Source organism: Varibaculum sp. GTC20041, assembly GCF_055387755.1.
In genome coordinates this window covers 1,901,388-1,919,432 of record NZ_AP041144.1, presented here as the reverse complement: position 1 = coordinate 1,919,432, position 18,045 = coordinate 1,901,388, and the positions used below count along the sequence as shown (strand labels likewise).

The window sequence follows — 18,045 nt, the reverse complement described above, 5'->3', positions numbered from 1 at the left end:
AAACCCCAGCCTCGCCCTAGTAAATAATTCCAAGAAATAACGATTAAGTGTTGCAATTGTCGGGAAATAACCTACAATTGCAACATGAAAACTTTGGATCGGGTCGCATCTATTGCGCAGCTATCAGAATCTGAGGGGGTATTTACCACTGCGCAAGCCGAGCGTACCGGGATACCCCGGGACGCGCTACATGACGCGGTGAAGGCGGGACGGCTTGAAAGAATTATGCGCGGCGCCTATCGCATGGTGGGAGCGGGGGCAACTTATGTGGATGAGCTAATAGCAGTATGGAAACTGACTAATCCCGCAAAATTCACCTATGAGCGCATGAAAACATCGACCTGGGATGGTGTGGTAGTGGGAGGCTCTACCGCGGCGTCATTGCTAGAAGTCGGTGATTTTCATTTGTCTACGTATCGGTTGTATTCGCCGAAAAGATTTAACACCAGAAATCGCGCGGTAAACTTCGGTAGACGAAATGTTTCCCGCAGCCAGGTCGCGTTCGTAAAGGGCATTCCGGTTACTCGCCCCGAACGCACTATTTTCGACCTAATGCTTGACAATGAAGATTTTTCTTTGATCGGAAACGCTTTACATGATGCCTGGTATGCCAATCGAAATTTTAACTTTGGTATGCTTGAGTACCTATTAAAAGGGCAATATAAGGAAGAAAAGGCGAGTCGAATCTATAAAGATTTGCTCTCCGAAGCAGGACTTAGCGAAAGGGCGAAAGATGGCTAAATATGCCAACCCTGCAGCCCTTGAAATGGCAGTTAAAGCAGCGGCTGCGAAGTCATCAGCTGAAACCGGTCGTGCGGTAACATCTTTCTATTTTCATCGACTTCTTTGTCGCGTATTTGCATCGGAAAACAGCACCTTCATATTAAAAGGTGGGCAGGCGCTGTTGGCGAGAACTCCTGAGGCTAGAGCCACTCGTGACATTGATCTGCTGTCGTTACAAAGTGATATTGATAGTGCGCTCAGCGAGCTAATCAAACTGGTTGAAACTGACCTGGGTGACTTTATTACCTTCGAGTTTGCTGAGGCGAGACCATTTAAAGTTAATGAAGAATACCGGAGCGGTATTTCTGTGCGCTTTACTCCCATCCTAGGAGCCAAACGTATGCAGACCATTGCTATTGATTTAGTTGTGGATGACGTAGATTTTGAAGAGCCAGAGATAGTTTCTCCTGCAGGTAGACTTCAAGTTGATGGTTTGGAAACGCGTGACTATCGGGTTTATCCAGTCGAAAATGCGCTGGCTGACAAGTTGTGTGCACTCCTGGAAAGACATGAGGGAAAGCCTTCTTCGCGCGTAAAGGATTTGGTTGATATTGCGGTATATGCGAGGACGTGCGCAATCGACGGAAGTAAACTTCAAGCGGTAATTAAGCGAGAAGCATCCGTACGTCATATCACCTTGCCTGAAAGTTTCCAGATTCCAGAAGAGTGGGGACAGCCACAAGAAAAGCAGTACGAAAAAATGTGGTTACAAACTGGTCTACCCGAGTCTCTGAAAACGGTTAGGGGAGCAGTAAAGCTCGCTGAAGCTTTACTTAGTCCAGCAGTTAAGATGCGATTAGGGAAAATGACCTGGAAACCCGCGCTACTTCAGTGGGAGAAGAAAGTTAGTTAGCCCCGCCCTCGGGCTGAGGGGGAGGGAAGTGGTACCTGCCTTTCCCTTTGCCTTTAACTTTGCTGATTAGGGAGGCGGCCAGGAGTTTCCGCAAAAGTTCAGAGGCCGGGGAGGGGGTTATCCCCAGTATCTCCGTCACCTGAGAACGCGAGAAAACGCCCTCGTTCCCGAAGAAATCGTAGAGTTTTTGGGCGTGCCGAGCCGAGATCTGGCTCAATCCTGCCCATTCAATGTCCTGGTTTTTAGCCCCAATATCCTGTTTTTTCGATAAAGTCCCATCGCCAGCGGAAGTAATGTCCTGAGTTTCCAGGGAAACTTCCTGCCCGTTAGACTCAAAAGCCTGATTCTCTGCAGTACTAACTAAACCGCTGACATGCAGGTACCGATTCTTTAACTGATTTTCTTCTCCCAGCAGCAAGTTCCTTAGGAACTTAACTAGGTATTCGTTAGTTTCGTGAATCCCGGCAGTCAGGTTTTCGTAGTTCGCGCGCACCATCGCGTTTCGAAAATACCAGGCGTCTTTCGAAAAAGGGGTGTTGTCGACAGTGAAACCCAAGGTGCGGAGGTACTTGATGAAAAATACGGCGGTCGTGCGGGTATTTCCCTCATCAAAGGGGTGAATCTGCCACAATCTAGCCACAAAGGAAGCTAGGTGTTCAATAATTCCGGTGGTACTCAGCCCCCGGTAACTAAAAGCGCGCTCTAAAGCTAAATCGTATTCCAGGGTTGCCATTAAATCGGCAGCATTGCCATAGGTGACGGTATCTCCGTCCAGCACCCACTCTTTCTTGGAGATATTGTAGGTACGAACTTTTCCGGCCTGGGCATAGATTCCTGCAAAAAGCCGGCGGTGTATCGCCAGATACTGCGCAGCCGAGAATACGAATCCGTCCTCAGATAATACTTGCGCAACCCGGGTAGCTACCTTATCGGCCTCCTCCACTCGGTTTACGCCTCGCTGAGGGTTTTGCTGATAGTAGGAATTAACCAGGTGTTGAGCTTCATCTAAAGTGATTTCGCCTTCGATGGAGCTCTTAGCGGTAGTTATTAGATATGGTGAGGGCGCTAAACCATCGACAGCTTGTAAACCAATACCTGCCTGCCAAGCAGCAGTCAGAGAGCGTTGAGACGGGGATCCCTGGCGTACATACTGGGCAAATGGATCCTCTTTGGGTTCCCCGAGCTCGCCGCTATCCGTCATCACACCTCCTGCTGCTAGTGTCATTTTAGCTGAGATTGGCGCAGTCCTGCCCATTCAATGTCCTGTTTTTTAGACCCAATGTCCCGTTTTTAGGTAAAGTCCTATTGCCAGCCGAAGCATTGCCCGGATCATATTCCAAGATAGTTATTCCAGCTAGAGGAGATATCGTTAGGTCGCAAATCCAGGGTGTGGGTAAAATGGGGACTATGAGTGAACCGCTGATCCTGGGAATCGAGTCTACCTGTGACGAAACCGGCGTGGCGCTGGTGCGCGGGGGAAAACTATTGGCAGATTGTACTGCCACCTCGATGGATGAACATGCTCGTTACGGCGGAATCATCCCCGAAATTGCGTCCCGGGCGCACCTGGAATCCTTCCTGCCCACCTTACAGGCTGCCTGCGAACAGGCCGGGGTAGCGTTAAGTGAAGTAGATGCGATTGCTTGCGCGGCAGGCCCTGGACTAGTGGGGTCGCTGACCGTAGGTATTTCGGCGGCTAAAGCCCTGGCACTCGCCTTAGATAAACCGCTGTACGGAGTGAACCACGTAATCGGACACCTGGCGGTGGACGCGCTGGTAGAAGGGGAGTTCCATCCACCCTTTATCGGGCTTATCTGCTCGGGGGGACACTCGAACCTGGTGCTGGTGCGCGACCTCGCCAGCGATATTACCGAACTTGGTGGTACCTTGGATGACGCCGCCGGGGAAGCCTTCGATAAAGTAGGGCGATTGCTGAATACGCCCTATCCAGGAGGTCCGCATGTAGACCGCTTGGCGCAGGCGGGGGATAAGAAAGCTATCCGTTTCCCACGGGGACTAGCAGCCGGTAAAGACAAAGAGCGCCACCGCTATGACTTTTCTTTCTCGGGTCTAAAAACTGCGGTTGCCCGCTATATTGAGGGGCTAGAGGCTACCGGGGAAACTATTAACCGGGAAAACATTTGCGCCGGATTCTCCGAGGCGGTGAACGATTCCCTGACCAAGAAAGCGGTACAGGCGGCTCAGGATTTTGATTGCCGCGAAATCGTGGTGGGGGGCGGTTTTTCCGCTAACTCGCGTTTGCGTGAACTCCTCGCCCAGCGCGCCGAATCGGCGGGGATTACCGTGCGGATTCCTCCGATTCGGTTCTGTACCGACAATGGCGCTCAGATTGCCGCCCTTGGTGAGGCGCTGGTGAAAGTGGGAATGCCGGCCTCGCCGACAGATTTTGGCCCTGACTCTCAGATGGCGCTCACCCAGATTTATATGGCTCCGAGCCTCAACGATACGGAAAAGTCTCAGACCGCAAGCAATGATACCCAAGAAAAAAGGGTAGAAACGGAAAGCATCTATCGAAAGGTGAAAGAAAATATGGCGAAATCATTTGACCAGATGCGCCCAGAATTTGAAAAAGCTGCTGAAAAAGCCGCCGACCGGATTAAACCTTTAGTAGAACAGGGACGTGAATACGCGGAAGAAACCCTAGAGAAAGCGCGTCCCTATGTAGAACAGGCGGTAGAAAAGTCTCGCCCCTACGTGGAGCAGGCGGCAGAGAAAAGCCGCGAATATGCGGAAGAAACCATGGAGAAGGCGCGTCCCTATATGGAACAGGCGGTAGAAAAGGGACGCGTATACGCCAAGCAAGCACAGCAACGTCTACACGAGCGTTCGCAGGCGAAAAAGTCAGATCCGGATGAACCGTCCGTGACGGTCGAGCCGCCTGATGATGTGGAGCCCCGCCGATAGCCTTTCGGGGTCTGAACGGCAGTCGGCAGGAAGCGCGGGGCTATCGTCCTAGGGTTATCCCCGCGTCCTCTAGCACGAGGCATCGGTGCGCTCCGCCTACCCGGGTTAGCGCTACGGTGATGGTGAGCGGAGTCCAGTCCCGCTGCTTTTTGGGCATTACTTTTTTGCGCCAGGTAGCAATATCGAGGGCGACTCCTCGCTTCAGGACATCCAAGCGGGTAGCCTGGCGGGAGCGTAAGTAAGAGCTAACCTGCTTGGTTTTTAAAGGCAGGTTTTCCACTATTTGATAGCAGCGCAGCGCCGGGGTGTCTTTGCTGGCAGGAAGAGCGTTTCCGGTAAGGTAAGCGATTTTGCTAGATACTGGCGCGGCCTCTAAACGTTGGCAAATGTCAGGCAAGATTCCGGCGCGAATAATGGCAGGATCTGGATCGAAAAGATAGTTTCCCAAGTTTGCTGCCGCTCGAACCTGTACATGACTTTCTCCCGGATTGCGGGCACTAGCGCAGCGGTATTGGGTTACCCCGCCGCGGGAAATGATTAGTGCTGAGCGTCCGGCTCCTTCCGGGGCCAGCCCGGGCGAATAGAGGGCGCACTCTACCAGGTTGCCCTCTACGCTCACCCATTGGGCGTGGTAGCCAGCTGGCAGGTTAGCGAGATCAATGCCGGGCGCTATTTTTACTGCTAGATAGGGCGCGCGCTTTCCCCATTCCAACACTGTCTCTAAGGGAGGTGACCAGGCGGCAGGGGAGAGGACGCGTCCGGTAGCGGCGCGGCGTGCCGGATCTACAAACAGGGCGGGCAGTTTTTTCTGGGCGACAACATGTTCGGCGCTTGTGCATAGAACTTGGGCTCCTGGCTGGTCAGCAAGGTTGATCGCCGCACAGGTGGCAGCCGCCGGGCTCTGGTCGACTGCGCGAAAATCTGGGCAGATGCGTGCCAGTTCCCGCGAGTCGGCGCCAATCCCGCACCCGAGATCTATCAGGTTGGTGACGCCGACGGCTGCATAACGTTTAGCTCGCTGCGTGGCCACATTTTTTCGGGTAGCCTGTTCGAGTCCGTCGCGGGTAAAGAGACAGTTCCTGGCCTCCGCGTTCCCCATTTTTTCTTGGGCTTTTTCGCGCAGTTTCCATTGGGTTTGCAGGGACGACACTAGATTCGCCGGGTGGTGTTGACGCAGGTGCTTAGCGATAGTTGCAGCTTCGGAGGGGCTTGGCGCGGGGTTTTCTTGTAAAAGCTGCCAACCGGTTTTGGTGGTAAGCGCCGCCACCATCGGATCATCACTAGGGGGAAAATGCGCGATTAGCTGCCGCAGCTGCGGATAACTTAGTAGCGGCTTGGCAGTAACCATAGTTTTCTCCCCTCTGACATTTTTAGTCTAACCGAGCTTGTGTCCTGGTGTTTTGCAATACTAAAGGGGGCAAGAACTGGATTCGCCCAGGGCGTAAGCTAAATCTGGCACTCAGCTTGATTGAGTGCCAGAATACACTTAAGCTAAATAGTGCATTTGGAGTTACAAGACTCCAGACTGGCACCGGAAATCTGGCAACCCGCGACGTCAAAGTTCCGGTACTAAAACCGAAAAGTTTTTGGAAAAAGAAAGGGAGGTCTGCAGTGTCAGTCTCCATTAAGCCGTTAGAAGATCGCGTCGTGATTCAGCAGGCAGAAGCGGAACAAAAGACCGCTTCGGGTCTGGTTATCCCCGACGCTGCTAAAGAAAAGCCGCAGGAAGGTAAAGTAATCGCGGTGGGACCAGGTCGCGTTGATGACCAGGGTAACCGGGTTCCGATGGATGTTGCCGAGGGCGACAGCGTGATTTACTCCAAGTATGGCGGTACCGAGGTCAAGTACGGCGGGGAAGAATACTTGATTCTTTCCGCGCGCGACATTTTGGCTAAGGTCGAGCGCTAGCTATTAGCGCTGGCTGGACGAGATAACTCGCCAGCTAACTAGCCGTAAAGCAATTGGCGGGGTCGGAGAATTCCGACCCCGCCTTTTGTCTGCTCTTGCCGCTGCGGGAGCAAGCGTTGCAGTGGTGAAAAAAGTCGGGGGAGAGAAAATCTCGCCCCCGACTTTAAAGCTATTTAGTTGTTATTTCGCCACGCGGAACTACTTTTCTTTCGGCGCCGGCAAAATCACGTCGCGTACCAGTTCCTGCAGGTCAGTATTGGACTTGAGGAACCCGCGTAGGGTACGCACCGTGGGGCCGAAGGTGTCGAACTCTTCGACGCTCATGCCATCTACTTCGTAGGCGCGGCGGAAATCTTCCACCTTCATCAAGGTTTCCATGATTTCTTCTGCTACCGGTTCTTCGAAGCGGGGCTCGTACTGGTAGTCGGACTCTTGGATCCGCTTGGACCAAGCAAAAGGCGGAGAAATAACGATGTCGCCACCGACTAGCTCGGTGTACTGCATGGTGTTACGGAAGGCCGCAACTAGCATGCGGGAACGCAAGCCCCGTTTTTCGAACTCTGCGACCGCTTTCTTTACGGCAGCGATTCCGCCCCATTCCAGGTGTCCGGGGTTTAGAACCAGTTTGTCGCGGTTGGCGCAAATCTTCAGCCAGTCATCGAGACGGCCAACCATCAAGGTTACGACCGGACCCATAGTGGAAATGTCTTTGCCTTCAGCTTCGCGCCGTTTCAGACCGCGCTCAATGGCTTCCCCGGAGGCAACTGCCTGGGGAACGGAGAAGGAAACGGTTACGTTCATGGATACGCCCCGGTAGGTGGCGTCCTCGATAGCTTCAATCCCAGTCTTGGTGGCAGGTACTTTTACCACAATGTTGGGAGCCATTTCGGAGAACTCTACTGCCTGGTCGGCTAGTGCCTTGGCGTTGCGGTAGTTCGCTGGATCGGTCTGCACCGAGAGGCGACCGTTACGGCCATTGGAGGCTTCGAAGGCTGGTTCTAGCAGCTTAGCGGCCTCAATGGACATATCTTTTACAGCCTGCCAACCGATTTCGGATTCGGTGGCGGTGGGCATGCTCTCGGCAATCTTTTTGATGCGAGGAGCCCAGATGTCTAGGTGCTTGGAAATAGTAGTGTAAGCAATGGTTGGGTTACAGGTCGCACCTACTCCGCCCCAAGAGATCGACTGACGTAGTTCTTCCAAATCGGAAGAATCGTTCCACAGCGCGGTCTTTGAATTCTTGGCTGCATCTTGCAGGGGACCGGGGGTCATCTTAATCTCGGTCATTGAGTCTCCTTCGTTCTTTAACGGACACCGCCTTCGGCGCCGGTTCCCTTCCAGGTTAAGGGGAAAAGACTATAGCGTCAAGACTTTGACAGGACAATAGAGCAAAGAGGGAGTGAGCTTCGTCACTAAAGGCTGACGGTGAAGCGGTATCTAGAGGCGCGATAAACGTGATCCCCGATTTCAATGGGAACCCCGGATTGGTTGTAAGCAATGCGTCGCATACTCAAAATTGCAGCTCCCCGTGATTCTTGTAGGATTTCTGCTTCCTCGCTGCTGGCTTTACGGGCGGAAATGGTTTGCGAAGCACTGACCACTTCGTGCCCGTGGCTGCGCATAGCGTCATAAAGTCCTCCCGAACGTAGCTCCTGTTCGGTGGGGGCAACTTCCGAGGGAAGGTAGTTGGTCATAATCGCTAGTGGCTCGCCGTTGGCAAGGCGCAAGCGCACAACTTTGATAACTGTTTGTCCTTCTTCAAGGCGTAGATCCTCTGCAATCTCTTGGCTGGCCTCGACCTCTTCATAGGAAATAATCTTGGTGGTGGGCTTTTGTCCGGAGTCTTTTAAGTCGTCATAGAGGGAAGACAGTTTAACCTGACGGTGTATTTCTTTAGGGGCAACAATAGTGCCTACCGCGCGTTTGCGTACCACCAAGCGTAAATCAACTAGCGATTGCAGGGCGCGCCGGGCAGTGGGGCGCGATACTCCCAGGCGGGAGGCCATCGATAACTCATCTTCAAGTTTTGCTCCCGGCGGGATAGTGCCGTCTAGGATTAACTCCTTAATGGGTTCAGAAATCTGGTGGTACAGGGGAATGGGAGAGGAATGGTCGAGCTCAATATCGGTTACATAGGTTTTGAGCGTTGCCATGGGGACTCCTTCCTAGGGCGCTTTCAGGCTACAATAGCGCTCATTGTTATATAGCTATTACATTAATGTAGAATACACCTAAAATTAACGTTGAAGGCATCTTTGGTTAAGGGTGTGTAATTGATTTTTGTCACCCGCTCGGTGGTTCTAGAACTCGAAATTTGAATTTCAGGCTTCCTCTCGCTATAGAACTTTGCTAGAATGTCATTACAAAACGTCACAGCTTTGTGGCAACCATCGCGCGTGGCGCTGACGATGTAGTCGACAACGATGTAAAAAGGGGATCGCTGTTATGAACAGTTTTAAGATGCCGGCCGTAGATGTGCTTACCATTGGGCGCTCTGGGATAGACATTTATCCGCTGCAGACCGGAGTAGGGCTCGAAAAGGTGGAACAGTTCGGAAAATTCTTGGGTGGCAGTCCCATGAACGTAGCGGTAGCAGCCGCGAAGCTGCGTCACTCGTCCGCGATTATCACCGGAGTGGGCAAAGATCCTTTCGGTAAGTTCGTGCGTTCGGAGATGCGCTCTTTGGGGGTGTATGACACCTATGTGGTGGATAATCCCAACTTTGCCACCCCGGTAACGTTTTGCGAGATTTTCCCGCCCGACGATTTCCCCCTCTATTTCTACCGGGAGCCTTCTACCCCTGACCTGGAGTTAACGGAAGCAGATATTCCCGAGGACGCCGTGAAAGACGCCCGGATTTTCTGGATTTCCGTTACCGGCCTCTCGGAAGAACCCTCGCGTAGCGCTCATCATCACGCCCTAGACCTGCGGGATTTAGGAGACAAGGATAAATGGACAATCGCTGACCTAGATTACCGCTCTACTTTCTGGAGCGATGAAGAAACCTCTCACCGCGAAGTGGAGCGAATGCTAGAGAAAGTTTCAGTCGCAGTGGGCAATAAAGAAGAATGCCGCATCGCGGTGGGAGAAACCGAGCCGGATCGCGCCGCCGACGCCCTCCTAGAGCGGGGAGTAGAAATCGCAGTCGTTAAGCAAGGCCCCCTGGGAACCTTATGCAAGACCCGGGAAGAGCGGATTGAAGTTCCGGTAACTCCGGTAAAAGTCACCAACGGCCTGGGCGCGGGTGATTCATTTGGAGGATCGCTTTGTCACGGATTGCTCTCGGGCTGGGATCTACCGCAGATTATTTCGGCGGCCTCCACCGCCGGGGCAATTGTGAGTTCCCGTCTGGAATGCTCCACGGCGATGCCGTCTGAACCGGAAATCTTAGACATGATTTCTAAGAACCCTCAGTCCGCTCCGATTGTTACTAAGAGGTAGGACGATGGGACAGTTAATCTCAAAACTGGCGGAAATCCGCGCCTTTGAGCCGGAACGGATAGCAAAAACTCTGGAAAATCGTCCTCGTCCCAGCCTGAAAGAAGCGCTGCAAGGAAAAGACGGTAAACCTGAAAAACTGATGGTCATTGCTTGCGATCACTCGGCGCGCGGGGCGCTGGCAGCCGGAGATGATCCCTCCGCCATGGCCGACCGGGAAGAGCTACTGGCACGCTGCTGTGAGGCGCTCTCGCGACCGGGAGTAAACGGTTTCTTAGGAACCGCCGATATGATCGAGGACTTGGCGCTGCTGGGCGCCCTCGACAATAAAGTAGTCTTCGGATCCATGAACCGCGCCGGGCTAGCGGGGGCTACTTTTGGAATGGATGACCGTTTCAACTGCTATGACGCCCAGGGGGTAGAGGATGCGGGCTTGGCCGGGGGAAAAATGCTAACCCGGATCAACTATGCAGATGCCGGCACCGTCTCTACTTTGCAGGCTACTGCCCGCGCCATCGATGAACTGGCAGAGCGCAAACTCATGGCGATGGTTGAGCCGTTTATTTCGGAAGGTCCGGCTGAAAACGTCAGCAACGTCCTCACCCCGGAAGCTGTTATCAAGTCGATGGCGATTGCGGCCGGGCTGGGACGAACCAGTGCCTATACCTGGTTGAAACTTCCCTGCGTTGCCGAGATGGAACGCGTCATGGAAGCCACTACACTTCCCTCTTTGATCCTAGGGGGAGAAGTATCTAAGGATCCCGATGCCGCTATGGAGTCATGGGGCAACGCTTTGCGACTGCCCAATGTACTCGGGTTGGTCATCGGTCGTTCACTATTATTCCCGGCCAGCGGCGATGTCGCGCAGGCCGTAGACGAGACGGTAGGTTTGCTATGAGTGATAACGACAATTACTTATTCCGCGACGGTCAGCTAAAAAATGGCCAGTACGAATTGGATTTAACCCCGGAAAAAGCCGGTTGGGAGTTCTCGGGACTGAAGGTTCTGAATCTGCCGGCGGGAGCCAGCCAAGAGGTCACCTCCGGTAATTCGGAACTGCTGGTTTTACCTCTCGAGGGCGGCTGCACGGTTACGGTTGGCAGCGAAACTTTCGAAATAAAAGGCCGCAAAGATATCTGGAGCGAAATCACCGATTACCTGTACGTACCGATTAACACCACTTTTACGGTGAGCAGTGAAAAAGGCGGGCGGTTTGCGCTTCCTAGCTCGGTAGCCAAGAACGAAAAGCCGCTGCGCTACTGCCCCAAAGACGAAGTTATCTCCATGATTCGCGGTAAGGGCGATTGCACCCGGGAAGTTCACAACTACACGATGGGGAACCCGGTAGAGGTTGACCACGTGCTGGTCACCGAAGTGATTACTCCCGGTGGTAACTGGTCGTCCTATCCTCCCCATAAACATGATGAACATTCCGAAACTGAACGGATTTTGGAAGAAATCTACTACTACCAGGTAAAACCAGCCGCAAATGGCACTACCGGAATGGCTTTGCAGCGGATCTACCCCTCTAAAGGACACACGATTGATGTGTGCGCCGAGGTACACAGCGGGGATGTAGTAGTAATGCCGCACGGTTGGCACGGCCCGTCCGTGGCCGCACCCGGATACCACCTGTACTATTTGAATGTAATGGCCGGCCCGGCTGAGGACGCCACCTGGCTGGTAACTATTGATCCCGACTATGTCTGGCTCACTGAAGATTGGGGTGGCGGCGAAGCCGATCCCCGTCTGCCCATGACCAACGCCACCATCAAGGAGGACTAAGGATGGCAAAAATTGAGACCGTTCGCCTAACGACCGCGCAGGCGACAATCCGCTTCTTAATCAACCAGTATTCCGAGCGCGACGGCAAAGAATACCGTCTGATCCCGGGCACGTTCGGGATTTTCGGACACGGAAACGTGTGTGGTATCGGTCAGGCGCTGCTGCAAAACGAACTAGATTCCACCCCTGATGGGGGAGTAATGGAATACTACATGCCGCGTAACGAACAGGGTGCGGTCCACGCGGCCGCGGCTTTCGCTAAAGCCAAGAACCGCTTGCAGACTCTCGCGGTTACCACTTCGATTGGTCCGGGCGCTTTGAATATGGTGACTGGCGCCGCGCTGGCAACCACTAACCGGGTGCCGGTATTGCTGCTGCCTTCTGACCAGTTCGCTACCCGCTACCCGGATCCGGTGCTCCAGCAGTTGGAGGATCCGCGTTCTTTGGACGTAACCGTTAATGATGCGTTCCGCTGTGTCTCGCGTTTCTTTGACCGGATCAACCGTCCCGAACAGCTAATGCCGTCCTTGATGAACGCCATGCGGGTACTGACTGACCCGGCCGAAACCGGAGCAGTAGTGCTGGCAATGCCGCAAGACGTACAGGCCGAAGCCTTCGATTGGCCGGTAGAAATGTTTGAAAAGCGGGTTTGGCATGTGCGCCGTCCCGCAGTGTCTGAAACCGAGATGGCGCGGGCGGCAGCGATTATTAAGTCGGCGAAGCGTCCGTTGATTGTTTCCGGCGGCGGCACGATCTATGCGGAAGCCTCCCAGGAGCTACGCGATTTGGCGAGCGCCACCGGGATTCCGGTATCCGATACCCAGGCGGGTAAGGGCGCCATCAACTATGACCATGAATGCGCCGTCGGGGGCGTCGGCTCTACCGGCGCTAATAGCGCGAACCATTTGGCGGATAAAGCGGATGTGGTGATCGGGGTGGGTACTCGCTACTCGGATTTCACTACTGCTTCCCACACCCAGTTCAAGAACCCGGATGTGCGCTTTGTAAACATCAACGTGAAAGCCTTCGATGCGGCGAAACATGCGGGTGAAATGGTGGTGGCTGACGCCAAGTTGGCGCTGGCTGCTTTGAAAGAAGCACTCGGAGATTACCGGGTATCCGAAGATTACAGCCGCGAGATTGCCAGCGAGCGCGAAGACTGGTTTGAAAAGACCGCGGAATGCTACGGTGCCCATGATCAAGAGTTGCCGGCGCAAACCGAGGTGTTTGGCGCGCTTAACGACATGATGGGCGACAACGATGTGGTGATTAACGCCGCCGGGTCGATGCCGGGTGATTTGCAGTGCCTGTGGCAAGCGAAGACTCCGGTGCAATACCACGTAGAGTATGCCTTTAGCTGCATGGGATACGAGATTCCCGCGGCTATGGGAGTCAAGATGGCGTTGCCGGATTCGGAAGTGGTGGCGATTGTCGGTGACGGCACCTACCAGATGCTACCGATGGAACTGGCGACGGTGGTGCAGGAAAACATCAAGGTTATCTATGTTTTGTTGCAAAACTACGGGTTCTCGTCGATTGGTTCGCTTTCGGAGTCTCACGGCTCTCAGCGTTTCGGAACTCGCTACCGGATGGGTGATGGCAATCCCCATAACGAGGACGGGGAGCTACTGCCGGTAGATATCGCCAAGAACGCGGAATCTTGGGGAATTAAAGTGCTGAAGGTGCACACTATCGAAGAGTTCCGGGATGCCTATCGCCAGGCGGAGAAATCTGAACAGGCAGTGATGATTCATATCGAGACCAACCTGTTTGGTCCGAACCCGCCGAACTGTTCTTACTGGGACGTGGCGGTGCCGGAAGTTTCTCGCATTGAATCCACCCAGCAGGCTCGTAAAGAATACGAGGAAGCGCTGGTGGATCAGCGTCACTACTGGAAGCAGTAGCCAATAGTCTCTAACAAATCTAATAGTGAATGAGTCGGGCTAACGCCCGAAAAAGTTCCGGGGCGGGGAAATAAATCCCCGCCCCGGGAGTTTTTTTATGGGTGGGTGTATTAGCCCCTATCGGGGATTATCGAGTTCAGTCTGGCTTAAAGATGTGGTTTTCGCAACGCTAGGGTTCCAGGATCCCTTTGGTCTGCTGAGCGAAGAAGTCTTCTAAGGCCTGGGAGTAATACTTAGTTAGGTGGTCGTGATCCATATAGACGTAAAGATTACCGACCAGGGGGCTGCACGCATCGTTGGGACATATCTGGGGCGATAAATCCACGAAATGGAAACCAGGGTTTTCTACAGGTAGACCGTTAAGAGTCTTCGAATATACCTGTCCATAGGGGACGCCACAGGATTGGGGATTAGGGACTGACACAGCGCACTCATAGATATTTTGAGAAAAATTGGGGGTGTCGCGCATCCCGATTACCTTTACTCCCTTCGCCAAGAACTCGGAAATCACATCCGGATGACCGGGTAATACCTGATCGGGACTACCGGGTTGCGTAAGCGTGGAGACCATAATTACCGCATCTGGTTTTGCCTTATTTAACGCCCAATCCAATCCGGCTTGTACCCATTTTTTGCAGGTATCGTCATGGCCGTTGAAGTCACGCGAGATCTTGCAGCCTCCCATGAGCAACGCAGCTAAATTCCAGTTGCGTTTCTCTGCCGTTTTCTGGATGGCGGGCAAGTATTGCTCGGCATGGGAATCACCAAATACCAGGACATTAGCACCATCAGTACCTTCCTGGTGAAGCTGACGACAAGAATTGTTATGACCGGCGGCTTCTCCAAAATCTGGTGCCCCGGCAAAGCTTCCGTCACATTGGTACGGCAGACTTGCCCACTGTTTACCTAGCTCTCCAGGAGCGGGCAAGGGATCTTCTTTAAAACTGGTGGGGGGATTTTTCTGTAGGAGGATTCGCGCGCCGGGGTGACTAGAAACTGTGACGTGCTTGGCGGGAGAGATTCGCTTGTTTATCTGCCAAGAGGCGGTAGCAATGCCACCGGCACCAACCGCCAAAGCCAAGACAATAACGCTGACTTTATGCAGCCAGGTCTTATTGAATAGTTTCAGGGAACGTACCGGGTTATCAACCAGCTCGGTTAGAAGGACTGCTAGCCCTAAGGAAACTAGGAATAAGAATCCGCCCTCGAAAAGAGAAAGGTTAGCCTGCTGACGCGCACCCATATAAACCGCGAAGATTGGCCAGTGTACCAGGTAAAGGGCGTAGGAATTGTCCCCGATATATACCAGAGGACGGCAAGACAACAGCCGTGCCGAGCTGGAGTTCGAATCACTGCGAACAAATAGCATTACTAGGCATGCTGCGACTATGGGCAGGATGCAGATGGGACCGGGGTAGGTGCCCACGGAGAGCAGACCGAAAACCACGATGATTGCGATGGAAAACCACCCCAGGGCGTCATGCCATTTGGATCCGGACTTAACCCTGTTCATAGCGAGAGCCGCTAAAACTCCGATCGCGAACTCCCAAAATCGAATGCGAGTGTCGAAATAGTATTGTGAAGCGGTACCGTCGAAAAACTTTACTAGTAACCAGGCAAATGAAGTCAGGGCTAAGAGAGAAAAAACAGTGAAAATCCCTTTGCGGACGGAGATTTTTAATTTGCGGCAGAGCAGGGCGGTTACCGCGAAGACTACCGGGAAGATTAAGAAAATTTGTCCTTGGACTGCGATGCACCACATATGCATTAGCGGAGAGGACAGGGAATGGTCGGCAGCAAAATAGTCGACTAACTCTGACTGCAAATACCAGTTTTGGTAGTAAAACAAGGATGGCCAGGACTGGTTGATGATCTCCATCCACCTGGTCTTCGGCAGATACTTGATGGTTAACGCGATCGCTAAGAGGATGGTGACCACCAAGGGAGGAAACAGGCGGCGGAATGTTTGAATCCAGCGTTTGCATACGGAATAGCTCTTACCAGCATCGGATCCGCGGATAAAGGAATCTGCTAAGAGGAAAGCAGAGACCATGATGAATACATCCACCCCGATGGGGGAGCCTACCTGCCAGGCATGGAACACTATGATTTGCAAGGCGCAGAGGGCGCGCAATCCTTGAATTTCGGGGCGGAAGCGCCGGGTCTTGTCATTTACAGCATTGGCAGGAGAACTCATATCGGTGATCTTTCGCTAGGTGAACCTGCTAAGGATGCTATTGCAGCACGATAAATATATGCAATCTACTGTCATATAAAAACCGGCTTGGGTGAGGTGCATCCTCACCCAAGCCGGTAGTTTAATTTTTTACTTTCTATGTATTTAGGCGAAAGGTCGTGATTTTTCGTCTAGGGTCGCAATCGCTGTTGCTGGTAGGTTCAGGCTGACGGAAGCCACCAGATCCTTTAGCTGCTCCGGATTACGTGCGGACGCAATCGGGGCAGCCACGCCCTTGGCGCGCAGCCAGGCGAGCGAGACTGCAGTGGGGGTAGAACCGAGTTCCTCAGCCACCTTCACCAGGGTATCTACCAGTGCAAAAGATTCAGGGCGATTGTATTCCGATAGGAAATCGCTGCGGTCTTTGCCGGCCAGGTCTTCTGCTTTACGGTATTTTCCAGTGAGGAAGCCGGAAGCCAGCGAGAAGTAAGTGAACTCGGCAACCCCGAACTCGCTGCAAATAGGCTGGTAGTTTTCTTCAAACTCTTTACGGTAGACTAGGTTGTATTGATTTTGGATCGCGACTGGTGCTGACAGGTTCTCCTCTTTAGCAACCTGGAACCATTCGCGCATCCGGTCAGGGGAAAAGTTTGACATGGCCACGTACCGGATCTTGCCCGCTTTTACTAGCGCATCGAAGGCTTTTGCCATCTCGGCGATAGGGGTCTTATTGTCATCGAAATGTGCGTAATACAGGTCGATGTAGTCGGTCTGTAGCCGTTTGAGGGAAGCCTCGCAGGCAGCCTGAATATTTTCGGGGGACAGACCGGGAAAATCGGGGTGTTGGCTAACCTTAGTAGCGATAACAACCTGGTCACGTGCTTTGCGTTCGCGCAGCCATTCGCCAATTACGGTCTCGGATTCTCCGCCTTTTAGCCCTTCGCCCCAGGCAGAATAAACATCGGCAGTATCAATGAAGTTCCCGCCTGCTTCCCGGTACGCATCTATTACCGCAAAGGAATCAGCCTGATTGCTGGTCCAACCGAAAGTGTTCGCACCTAAAGCCAGTTCAAAAACGGAAAGTTCAGTGCCCTTAACCTGGTACATTATCTCCTCCAAAAGCAATTGTACTGTCAATTGACATGATACTAGTTTCGGGACTCAGGTGCAGAAACATTGCTGGGTAATAGGTTGATGTGGGATCACGGTCGTGAATCCCAATATGGAGGGGTTCCCTATAGGATAGGCACGTGAGTAGTAATAAGCGCATTTGCCCCGATCTCAGCCTGGTGGTGCCGTGTTATCGGGAAGAAGCGAATCTGATCAACTTGCGCGCTGCGGTTGAGTCGGCTTTGAATCATGATATTGATTGGGAGTTAGTGCTGGTTGATGATGGATCACCCGACAAGACTTTGCAGGTCGCAAAGGATTTAGCAAAGCGGGATCGACGAGTTAAAGTTATCGGTTTCTCCCGCAACTTCGGCAAAGAGGCCGCCATGTTGGCTGGCTTGGAATAATCCAGCGGACAGCGGGTAGTGATTATGGATGGAGATCTTCAGCATCCACCTTCGTTGATCCCGGAAATGCTAAAGAAAATGGACGAGGAGGACGCGGATCAAGTTATTGCCCGCCGGGATCGAACGGGGGATCCGGCGGTACGCACTGGGCTTTCTCGGCTTTACTATCGGTTTGTTAACTCCATGATGGATGTACAGTTAGCGGATGGTGCGGGAGATTTTCGTGTGCTTTCACGGCGCGCCGTGCGGGCGATTTTATCTATGCCGGAGGTTCAACGCTTCTCGAAAGGCCTATTTTCCTGGATTGGGTTCCCTACTGCAGAAATAACTTACCGGAATGTGCAGCGTGAGGGTGGGGAATCCTCCTGGAGTACCCGCAAGCTTTTCAACTATGCGATTGATTCGGTGCTGTCCTTTAATTCTCGTCCTTTAAGAGCGGTGATTTGGCTAGGTGGCGGGGTGTTTACCCTGGGAGTGCTGTACTTTATCTACCTGTTTGTAAGCTGGCTGATTAATGGGGTGAGCGCGCCCGGCTATATCACCACTATCGCTGCAATCATCGCTTTTGGGGGAGTGCAGCTGGCCTCCATCGGGATCGTCGGTGAATATGTAGGCCGTATCTATACGGAAGTTAAACGGCGCCCGCACTATATCGTAGCCACCCAAGAAAATATTTGCCGATAAAATAAACAGCGTAAGCGGTTCTTACGGATAATATTCAATACCCTAAGTAACCTGGAAACCAGAATTTTAACA

At 52.9% G+C, this 18,045-nt stretch carries 13 protein-coding genes and 2 pseudogenes; 9 read left to right on the top strand and 6 right to left on the bottom strand.

All coding sequences use genetic code 11. The features are described from left to right. Positions 1–84: 84 nt before the first annotated feature. Entirely contained in the window at positions 85–741 is a 657-nt protein-coding gene (locus ACZ5BI_RS08320) for a type IV toxin-antitoxin system AbiEi family antitoxin domain-containing protein (protein WP_316098271.1), read from the top strand. Then, a complete protein-coding gene (locus tag ACZ5BI_RS08315) occupies positions 734–1,636 on the top strand; it encodes a nucleotidyl transferase AbiEii/AbiGii toxin family protein (protein WP_316086730.1) in 903 nt (300 codons plus the stop codon). The genes ACZ5BI_RS08320 and ACZ5BI_RS08315 overlap by 8 nt, the downstream gene beginning before the upstream one ends. Here ACZ5BI_RS08315 and ACZ5BI_RS08310 read toward each other — a convergent pair. Further along, complete coding sequence (locus ACZ5BI_RS08310; RefSeq protein ID WP_316086731.1) at positions 1,629–2,837, bottom strand: Fic family protein; 1,209 nt, start codon at positions 2,835–2,837, stop codon at positions 1,629–1,631. The two genes, ACZ5BI_RS08315 and ACZ5BI_RS08310, sit on opposite strands and share 8 nt — an antisense overlap. A 206-nt stretch (positions 2,838–3,043) precedes the next feature. Here ACZ5BI_RS08310 and tsaD point away from each other — a divergent pair. Continuing rightward, positions 3,044–4,090: pseudogene (gene tsaD, locus ACZ5BI_RS08305) on the top strand (tRNA (adenosine(37)-N6)-threonylcarbamoyltransferase complex transferase subunit TsaD); the annotation flags it as partial. Between the two features lie 511 nt (positions 4,091–4,601). Here tsaD and ACZ5BI_RS08300 read toward each other — a convergent pair. Next, complete coding sequence (locus ACZ5BI_RS08300; protein WP_316099086.1) at positions 4,602–5,909, bottom strand: class I SAM-dependent methyltransferase; 1,308 nt, start codon at positions 5,907–5,909, stop codon at positions 4,602–4,604. A 263-nt stretch (positions 5,910–6,172) separates the two neighbouring features. Here ACZ5BI_RS08300 and groES point away from each other — a divergent pair, with 263 nt between their 5' ends. Next, positions 6,173–6,469, top strand: a complete 297-nt coding sequence (groES, locus tag ACZ5BI_RS08295; RefSeq protein WP_022864743.1) for a co-chaperone GroES — start codon at positions 6,173–6,175, stop codon at positions 6,467–6,469. Between the two features lie 198 nt (positions 6,470–6,667). On the opposite strand, the gene ACZ5BI_RS08290 is transcribed toward groES, so the two are convergent. Next, the gene (locus ACZ5BI_RS08290; RefSeq protein ID WP_464896159.1) at positions 6,668–7,756 is read right to left on the bottom strand and encodes a transaldolase family protein; all 1,089 of its coding nucleotides are present in this window, start codon (positions 7,754–7,756) and stop codon (positions 6,668–6,670) included. Positions 7,757–7,881: 125 nt separating this feature from the next. Continuing rightward, positions 7,882–8,622, bottom strand: coding sequence for a GntR family transcriptional regulator (locus ACZ5BI_RS08285; RefSeq protein WP_316087125.1), 741 nt, complete (start codon positions 8,620–8,622; stop codon positions 7,882–7,884). A gap of 292 nt (positions 8,623–8,914) precedes the next feature. Here ACZ5BI_RS08285 and iolC point away from each other — a divergent pair, with 292 nt between their 5' ends. From iolC to iolD, 4 genes are read left to right on the top strand one after another with little or no spacing between them, the layout of a single operon-like run. Beyond that, positions 8,915–9,910 (top strand): 5-dehydro-2-deoxygluconokinase, encoded by a 996-nt coding sequence (gene iolC, locus ACZ5BI_RS08280; RefSeq protein WP_464896158.1) that lies wholly within the window; start codon positions 8,915–8,917, stop codon positions 9,908–9,910. A gap of 4 nt (positions 9,911–9,914) precedes the next feature. Next, a complete protein-coding gene (locus tag ACZ5BI_RS08275; RefSeq protein WP_464896157.1) occupies positions 9,915–10,805 on the top strand; it encodes a Cgl0159 family (beta/alpha)8-fold protein in 891 nt (296 codons plus the stop codon). Then, complete coding sequence (iolB, locus tag ACZ5BI_RS08270; protein WP_464896156.1) at positions 10,802–11,692, top strand: 5-deoxy-glucuronate isomerase; 891 nt, start codon at positions 10,802–10,804, stop codon at positions 11,690–11,692. The genes ACZ5BI_RS08275 and iolB overlap by 4 nt, the downstream gene beginning before the upstream one ends. A gap of 2 nt (positions 11,693–11,694) precedes the next feature. Continuing rightward, positions 11,695–13,596 (top strand): 3D-(3,5/4)-trihydroxycyclohexane-1,2-dione acylhydrolase (decyclizing), encoded by a 1,902-nt coding sequence (iolD, locus tag ACZ5BI_RS08265; RefSeq protein WP_464896155.1) that lies wholly within the window; start codon positions 11,695–11,697, stop codon positions 13,594–13,596. A gap of 169 nt (positions 13,597–13,765) precedes the next feature. Here the strand turns inward: iolD and ACZ5BI_RS08260 are convergent, their stop codons facing one another. Beyond that, positions 13,766–15,793: an acyltransferase family protein gene (locus ACZ5BI_RS08260; RefSeq protein WP_464896154.1), complete on the bottom strand. Its 2,028-nt coding sequence runs from the start codon at positions 15,791–15,793 to the stop codon at positions 13,766–13,768. Between the two features lie 144 nt (positions 15,794–15,937). Next, entirely contained in the window at positions 15,938–16,879 is a 942-nt protein-coding gene (locus ACZ5BI_RS08255) for an aldo/keto reductase (protein ID WP_464896153.1), read from the bottom strand. 143 nt (positions 16,880–17,022) lie between these two features. On the opposite strand from ACZ5BI_RS08255, the pseudogene ACZ5BI_RS08250 reads away from it, so the two are divergent. Continuing rightward, positions 17,023–17,973, top strand: a pseudogene (locus ACZ5BI_RS08250) (glycosyltransferase family 2 protein). The last annotated feature ends 72 nt before the right edge of the window (positions 17,974–18,045 follow it).